The sequence below is a fragment of the Variovorax sp. P4_D9 genome (genome assembly GCF_056401695.1).
Genome location: NZ_JBFUIU010001602.1, coordinates 1 through 915, shown reverse-complemented (window position 1 = coordinate 915; position 915 = coordinate 1). Strand labels below are relative to the sequence as shown.

At 65.2% G+C, this 915-nt stretch carries 2 protein-coding genes; one reads left to right on the top strand and one right to left on the bottom strand.

Annotated features, from left to right (window positions below):
- Positions 1 to 401: AMP-binding enzyme (locus AC1DY5_RS57195; RefSeq protein WP_478122968.1), on the top strand; the 401-nt coding region annotated here is incomplete at its 5' end.
- Between the two features lie 192 nt (positions 402 to 593).
- Here the strand turns inward: AC1DY5_RS57195 and AC1DY5_RS57190 are convergent.
- Positions 594 to 915, bottom strand: a 322-nt coding sequence (locus AC1DY5_RS57190) for a hypothetical protein (RefSeq protein ID WP_478122969.1), incomplete at its 5' end; no start/stop codon positions are given.

Below are 915 nucleotides of genomic sequence, written 5' to 3'. Positions count from 1 at the left end.
TCCTCGGTCGGATCGACGACGTAATCAACGTCGCCGGCCACCGCCTGGGCACCAAGGAAATCGAATCGGCAGCGCTGCTCGTGCCAGAGGTGGTCGAGGCGGCCGTGGTTCCGGTGGCCGACCCGGTCAAGGGCAAGGTGCCCGACCTGTATGTCGCGTTGAAGCTGGGGCTGGCGCCTTCCACCGAGATCGCCGACCGGATCTCGGCATCGGTGGTGTCCGAGATCGGCGCCATTGCGCGCCCGCGCCGGGTGATCGTCGTTCCCGACATGCCCAAGACGCGCTCGGGAAAGATCATGCGCCGCGTGCTCGCAGCGATTTCGAACGGCCAGGATCCCGGCGACGTGTCCACCCTCGCCAATCCGGAGGTCGTCGAACGGATCAGGGAGTTGGCCCAATAGAACCGTTCTGTCGCACGCGACCAGGTCGTGCTTCGAAACACCTGAATGAATGTCTGGCATGCGGGCCCGAGATGAATGCGCTACCCAGCGCTACCCCTAGTGGCATCGGGTCCATCGACGTCCTTCCATGGTGTTGGATTGACTGTCGGCGGGCAACGGGCGCGTGGGCACGTCTCAGAGGCTGAGAAGCTTTTAACTTTTGGCTGAAGAGAGTTGCTGAGCAAAGCGCCTGAGGATCGCCGGGTCCAGGAGGCGAAACGCGTCGCCGAGGTGCCATGCCGGTGCGGCAAGCGCGCTGATGGGGAGCCTGGCGAGGTTTTGGGGCGCTCTTTCGCCCTTCACCCGGCCGTTGCGGCGGCTGCGCACGTACCTGTGCCCCAGCCGACCAATTCGGGCGCAAGGGCGGCCATTCGCAGCAGGTTGTGTGCCAGCACGAACAGCCGCACCGCCGACCAATTCGGGCGCAAGGGCGGCCATTCGCAGCAGGTTGTGTGCCAGCACGAACAGCCGCACC